General features: G+C 43.9%; 9 protein-coding genes. 5 read left to right on the top strand and 4 right to left on the bottom strand.

Annotated features, from left to right (window positions below; translation table 11 throughout):
* The first annotated feature begins 150 nt into the window (after window positions 1–150).
* The 4 genes from V7K67_RS20560 to V7K67_RS20575 all read left to right on the top strand — a co-directional run bounded on the left by V7K67_RS20560 (window position 151) and on the right by V7K67_RS20575 (window position 3838).
* Window positions 151–363, top strand: coding sequence for a hypothetical protein (locus V7K67_RS20560; RefSeq protein WP_335168139.1), 213 nt, complete (start codon window positions 151–153; stop codon window positions 361–363).
* Between the two features lie 128 nt (window positions 364–491).
* The gene (gene lysA, locus V7K67_RS20565) at window positions 492–2015 is read left to right on the top strand and encodes a diaminopimelate decarboxylase (RefSeq protein ID WP_334732065.1); all 1524 of its coding nucleotides are present in this window, start codon (window positions 492–494) and stop codon (window positions 2013–2015) included.
* A 132-nt stretch (window positions 2016–2147) separates the two neighbouring features.
* Window positions 2148–3092 carry a diadenylate cyclase CdaA gene (cdaA, locus tag V7K67_RS20570; protein WP_334710357.1) on the top strand — a complete coding sequence of 315 codons (945 nt, stop codon included), beginning with the start codon at window positions 2148–2150 and terminating at the stop codon, window positions 3090–3092.
* The gene (locus V7K67_RS20575) at window positions 3089–3838 is read left to right on the top strand and encodes an isoprenyl transferase (RefSeq protein ID WP_334710356.1); all 750 of its coding nucleotides are present in this window, start codon (window positions 3089–3091) and stop codon (window positions 3836–3838) included. Before cdaA ends, V7K67_RS20575 begins: the two co-directional genes overlap by 4 nt.
* A gap of 103 nt (window positions 3839–3941) precedes the next feature.
* On the opposite strand, the gene V7K67_RS20580 is transcribed toward V7K67_RS20575, so the two are convergent.
* From V7K67_RS20580 to V7K67_RS20595, 4 genes are all read right to left on the bottom strand, one after another.
* Entirely contained in the window at window positions 3942–4250 is a 309-nt protein-coding gene (locus V7K67_RS20580; protein ID WP_334732064.1) for a type II toxin-antitoxin system RelE/ParE family toxin, read from the bottom strand.
* Entirely contained in the window at window positions 4247–4618 is a 372-nt protein-coding gene (locus V7K67_RS20585) for a ribbon-helix-helix domain-containing protein (RefSeq protein WP_335168142.1), read from the bottom strand. The genes V7K67_RS20580 and V7K67_RS20585 overlap by 4 nt, the downstream gene beginning before the upstream one ends.
* Window positions 4619–5156: 538 nt before the next feature.
* Window positions 5157–5558, bottom strand: coding sequence for a hypothetical protein (locus V7K67_RS20590; RefSeq protein WP_334732060.1), 402 nt, complete (start codon window positions 5556–5558; stop codon window positions 5157–5159).
* Window positions 5559–5566: 8 nt separating this feature from the next.
* Window positions 5567–5908 carry a hypothetical protein gene (locus tag V7K67_RS20595; RefSeq protein WP_334732059.1) on the bottom strand — a complete coding sequence of 114 codons (342 nt, stop codon included), beginning with the start codon at window positions 5906–5908 and terminating at the stop codon, window positions 5567–5569.
* Between the two features lie 87 nt (window positions 5909–5995).
* Between V7K67_RS20595 and V7K67_RS20600 the strand changes: the two genes are divergently transcribed.
* Window positions 5996–6199: hypothetical protein (locus V7K67_RS20600; protein WP_335168144.1), on the top strand; the 204-nt coding region annotated here is incomplete at its 3' end.

Genomic DNA, 6199 nt, shown 5'->3' on the forward strand with positions numbered 1-6199 from the left:
GCTGGGTATCATCGGTTTTTATAGAGGTTTTTCCTGCCTCTAGCATTACTACAACAAGCCAATCGTGTAGGGACACCCTAGATTTGTATTGTCACGTACTAGCAGTTTTTCAGCCTGTGCTATATCTTTAGTATAGCACTCGGTTCTAAGATGGTAACAGGAAAAGGCAAAAAACGATTAAGAAATATCCCCGTTTTTTATGACAGTCCAAAAAAGAGTCGTACCATTTGGTTGACAGATGATGCGTGGCAAATGATTGAAAGACTAGCTAGTACTTTTGAAGCAACAAGTAAAAGCGAGTACTTAGAAGAACTAATTAGAAAGCGCTACTTTGAGGCTAATGCTAATGTTGACTGCGACTAAAGTCGCACGAATCGCTTAATCTAGGCACTGAAGTGACTGAAGCTCTAGGCTTACCGTTTAGCTTGTAAACTGAGAATCGGGAGACGAACTCAAAGCCCGTAATTTGAACAAGGAAAACTTTTATAGTTATGGTATCGACTCACCCCACTGGGGTTCAACATTCTGGAAGTCAATATTTACCTCAAAGGCACGACACCAGCACAAATCCATCGCCTAATCAAGAACTTTTACCCTTGACTGCCAGAGTTCATCATCATGACCTCCTGGAAATTGGTGGGTGTGATGTCACAACCCTAGTTAAGCAGTTTGGTTCACCTTTATATATTTTAGATGAAGAAACCCTGCGTTCGGCTTGTCAGCAATACCGAGATGCTTTCAAGCAATACTATAAGGGCGAATCTCAAGTATTGTACGCCTCAAAAGCTTGGAATTGTTTAGCCGTTTGTGCGATCACCGCATCTGAAGGACTGGGAATCGATGTCGTCTCTGGGGGCGAACTTTACACAGCCCTGCAAGCGGGTGTTAGTCCCAATAAAATCTACCTCCACGGCAATAATAAATCTCGTGAAGAATTAATTTTAGCGATCGCATCTGGTGTCACCATTGTGGCGGATAACTGGTATGAGTTGCGTACCCTTGTGGAAATAGCAGGGGAGCAGGGGAGCAGGGGAGCAGGGGGAGATGGGGGAGATGGGGGAGATGAGGGAGGAGGGGGAGCAAGGGAAGTAAATTCCTCCTCATCCCCCTCATCCTCCTCATCCCCTCTGCCTATTCGCATCATGCTACGGCTAACTCCCGGTATTGAGTGTCACACGCATGAATACATTCGCACGGGACACTTAGATAGCAAATTTGGCTTTGATCCCAACGATTTAGATGAAGTTTTTACCTTTGTCAGTCAACAATCTGCCCTGAATTGCGTAGGAGTACACGCTCATATTGGTTCCCAAATTTTTGAGCGCCAACCACATCAAGATTTGGCCGCAGTCATGGTGCAGTGGCTGCGAGATGCTGCGAAGTTTGGTTTAAATATTACAGAGTTAAATGTTGGTGGCGGTTTAGGGATTAAATATACAGAATCAGACGATCCCCCCAGCATTGAAGAGTGGGTAAAGGCGATTTGTCAAGTAATCCAAGAAGCTTGTGCAGCCGAAAATCTGCCTTTGCCGAAATTACTGAGTGAACCGGGGCGATCGCTAATTGCTACAGCTTGTGTTACTGCTTACACCATCGGTTCATCCAAAGCCATCCCAGAAATTCGTACTTACGTGGCAATTGATGGAGGAATGTCTGACAATCCCCGCCCGATTACTTACCAATCAGTTTATCGGGCAGTTGTTGCCAATAAAATGTCTTTTCCTTTAACTGAAACAGTCACAATTGCTGGTAAACATTGCGAATCAGGAGATATTCTGATTAAAAACGCACTACTCCCAAAGACTGAATCAGGGGATATTCTCGTAGTTATGGGAACTGGTGCGTACAATTACAGTATGGCATCTAACTACAACCGCTTGCCCCGATCGGCAGCAGTCGTAGTAGCGAATAGCGAAGCAAATTTAATTTTGCAACGTGAAACTTATGAAGATTTAATTCGACAAGATCGCCTACCAGAAAGACTAAAAAATCAAGAGTTAGGAGTTAAGAGTTAGAAGTTAGGAGTTGTGAACTTTAAGTTATGAGTTGTCAATTAAAGTTTTTTTCATAACTCATAACTCATAACTCCTAACTCCTAACTCCTAACTCCTAATTGTAATTAGAGGCAAAAGTGTAATCCAGATGTCATGAGAGATTGGTGGAAGCAATGGCTGGCAAACCTGGGGTGGTCACAGTCCTTGCTACTTGGGACTCTGGATATTGTGTTAGTGCTGGTGCTGACGTATATGATACTAGTTATCATTAGTGAGCGCCGAACACTGTGGATGGTGAGGGGATTCATTTTTTTAATGCTAGCCTCAGCACTAAGTGGCAGATTCGGACTACCTCTGCTCAGTTTTGTACTGGAAAAGTTAGTGATTGGTTGTGCTGTAGCGATGGCAGTTGCTTTACAGTCGGAATTTCGGCGGTTTTTGGAGCAATTGGGGCGTGGCGAGTTTCGTCAGCTACTTCAACCCGACCGTCTGGCAATCCCCAAATCTGATAGTGTAATTGATGAAATTGTTGAGGCTGTTAAAGAATTGTCAAAAAACCGCATTGGAGCTTTACTAATTGTGGAAACCACAGGGCCAATTGATGAGCGAGATTTTTCTGTGCCAGGAGTAAAGCTAAATGCGGAGGTTTCTAAAGAATTGATCCAGACAATTTTCCAGCCGAAAACTTTGTTACACGATGGTGCGACACTGATCCGTGGATCACGCATTGTGTCATCGGGTATAATTTTACCACTTTCGGGACGCACAGCCTCGCGCCAGTTGGGAACACGCCACCGGGCGGCAATGGGAATTACTGAGCGGGTCGAAAATTGCATTTGTGTCGTCGTATCTGAAGAAACGGGTTCTATTTCCTTAGCGGAAAGGGGAACCCTAAATAGACCGCTGACGATTAGGAAGCTGAAAGAGTCATTAGAGGCTCTTTTGTCTCCAACCGTAGATAGGGAAGCTGTTGCTCCTGGTCTGTTGAGTTTTGTTCGTCGGATAGGTGGAAAGACACTAGCACTGGTTTCACGTTTACTCGGATTACCACGTCTTCGACGCGCTACGCGAACGACCGCTTCTCGAGATAAAAAATGACAGCACAACAAACTAAACTGCAAGATTTACCTACTGACTTAAAACGAGAACTATTGCCGCAGCACGTTGCGGTAATTATGGATGGCAATGGTCGATGGGCGAAACGTCAGGGTCTACCCCGAATTATGGGTCATAAGCGAGGGGTAGATGCTCTCAAAGATTTACTTCGCTGTTGTCAGGATTGGGGAATTCAGGCGTTGACAGCTTATGCTTTTTCAACAGAGAACTGGAAAAGACCGCAGGAAGAAGTGGATTTTTTGATGACTCTGTTTCAAAGAGTTTTGCGGCAAGAACTGCGGGAAATGGTCGAAGAGAATGTTCAAATTAAGTTTGTCGGAAATTTGCAAGACCTGCCGCGATCGCTCCAACAAGAAATATCCCGTTCTATGGAAGAAACTAAGGATAATCGCGGTATCCGGTTTTCAGTAGCAACTAATTATGGTGGACGACAAGAGATTTTACAAGCTTGTCAGGCGATCGCCAAACAAGTGCAGCAAGGTATGCTACAACCTGATGAAATTAATGAGCAGGTGTTTGAGAGCCACTTGTACACAGCCGGAGTTACTGACCCAGATTTATTAATTCGCACCAGTGGAGAAATGCGCCTCTCAAATTTCCTTCTCTGGCAAATGGCTTATGGAGAAATTTATATTACTGATGCTCTCTGGCCCGATTTTGACCGTGCCGAATTTCACCGCGCTTTGTGTGCCTACCAGCAACGGGAGCGGCGATTTGGGAAAGTGTAAATTTACAATAAAACCCAGCCGCCAATTTCTACCTCAGTGAGTTGGGTGGAGATGATCGCGAGGCTTGTTAATCAAAGGAGAGAATTAATATTCATAAGTCCAATCAAGAATCAGAGTCGTGGAATAGGGCTTTGATATCTCGATAGCCACTGACAACACGAAAAATCTCCACATCTTGCCCTATGGGCATATAGAGGATGAGGTAATTGTCTATTGAGAGGCTACGGATACCAGGTAAAATTTCATCGCGCCCTCGTCCGAGACCAGGGAACTGAGCAATTTTGGCAAATTTCGCGTCCAGCTTACTCAGAAAACCCTCAGACTGAGCCAAGCCAGATTGTCTAGCAATGTAATCCGCTATCTGCTCAATGTCTTGAATTGCGGGTTTGGTAAGGCGAAATTGTCGGGTCATGCTTCGTCTGAAACACCGTAGCGCGATCGCACATTGGCACGAATTTGAGCCATTGCAGCCGAGCCATCAACAACTTCGCCCCGCTCGGACGCTTCCCACCCAATACGCGCTTCTTCTTGCAGGTCTTGCAGCCGTCCTTGATAGATGTCTTCTTGTTGTTCCAGAAGTTTGATGCCTGCAAGAATAACTGCGATCGCGTTCTGATACTTACCGCTAGTGAGTTGGCGTTGAACTAGGGCTTCTACTTCAGGTGGCAGAACGATTTGCATGGATTTTTGTCGGAGTAGGAGTAACTCTAATTGTAAGCGATCGCTTTTGTCAGCTATATCTACTTTGAACCCACATTCCGTCCCGCATTCCTCGTCCATGTAATCATAGGCGGGGTTAGGGACGGGCAGATTCTATGCCACCCAACTACTCAGGTTTGCCCATGTGGATTTACTTGTGACCGCGACGTAGCTGCGGCGATGGTGATGCTCAATTGGGCAATGGGGACGGGAACCGACCTCATCAAACGTGGATCGGATCGCTCTACTTCTACCCATTGCGGTGGGTTTAAGCAACTGTCCGAAATGAAGCGTCAGAAACCTCGTCCATCTTCTTAGATGGGCGGGGTAGTTCATAGAGTAGCGATCGCACTCAGGGCAATGGCAGGGATAAACTACGCACTTCAACTCAAACGATGAGCGATCGCACTATATGGCAATTTATTTGTAGTTGTAGTTAGCGATAGCGTAACTCATGCAAATATTGGGTTTCGTGCTTTAACCCAACCTACAGTCCAGCGATCGCATTCACCCAAAAAACCCAATGAGCGATCGCCTGTGCCAATTTCCCTAATCACCTTCCCATTTCAAAATACCAAAATGCGATGGTCGAAGTACCTAAAATGCGGTACAACAGATACTAATAATGTAAGCTTATATACTCAATAATTAATAACCGCAGATAGTTAAGTTTTTCTATATAAAGTTTTACCTGTGGAAATTGGCTTTCCTCTGAAAAATACCAATCGGCAAAATAAGAAATATCAAATATATTCGTTTTTGTTAATTTTTTAATTATCTCTTGATAATTTTCTAAGTCATCATTAGCAATTACTTGAGACGCACATCCCTCAATATCAGTTGTGAAAATTTCTATTTCCCCTAATATGCTGAAATCTTTTGATTCTTCCCACAGACCTATTTGCCGTCTTTCTTCGCGGGTATTTTTATAATTACTTAACAAATGCTTCAACACTTTACCAATGTAGTTCTTGGCAGTCTGGGAATTTTTAGGGATATTTGATGCTCTGAGGTTTTGCATACAATGTGCTAGTTTTTACCGTATGAAACAATCTTGCCATTTCTTTCAATTATAAATTCATTTCCTTTATTCCATCTATCTGCACCATCGCTAAGTGTTGTCTTTCGAGCGCCTTTTTTGTTGAAATTATTTGCTTTTCTTAAATACTTTAAATAATTGTTGGTAAAATCATGTCTGTCAGCATGGTTGACAATGCTATTAGCTAAAGTTGGATAGGTGGCTTGATCCCAATTTTCTATGAGTGTCTTCATTTCAGCAATCTCAGCATCTGTGTATCCGCTAAATAAAATTTCTTCATAGGGATCTACTTTTTGAGGCTGAATAGGTTCATCTTGGCTATTGGGATCCATCTCAAAGTGATTATAGTTAGTTTTTCTGAACTAATACTAATTTTAATCGACATTGATATTTGAGCGCGATGTCAGAGACAAGCTGCTTTGCGTCTACGCACTCCTTCCCAAACCCAAAAAGCGATCAGTTGCACATTTGCGCTGCAAAGAATCTTCTACAGGCTGCTTTTTTGTGCCCAAACGTGCGATCGCTCATCTCACCAAACACCTCGCCCCGTGGAAGCCCCCGGATTCATCCGTGGGGGCAAGGGGCAGGCGAATTTATTCGCCGTCACGTCTTTAAAAACCATA

The sequence above is a fragment of the Nostoc sp. genome, assembly GCF_036917155.1.
GTDB lineage: Bacteria > Cyanobacteriota > Cyanobacteriia > Cyanobacteriales > Nostocaceae > Nostoc.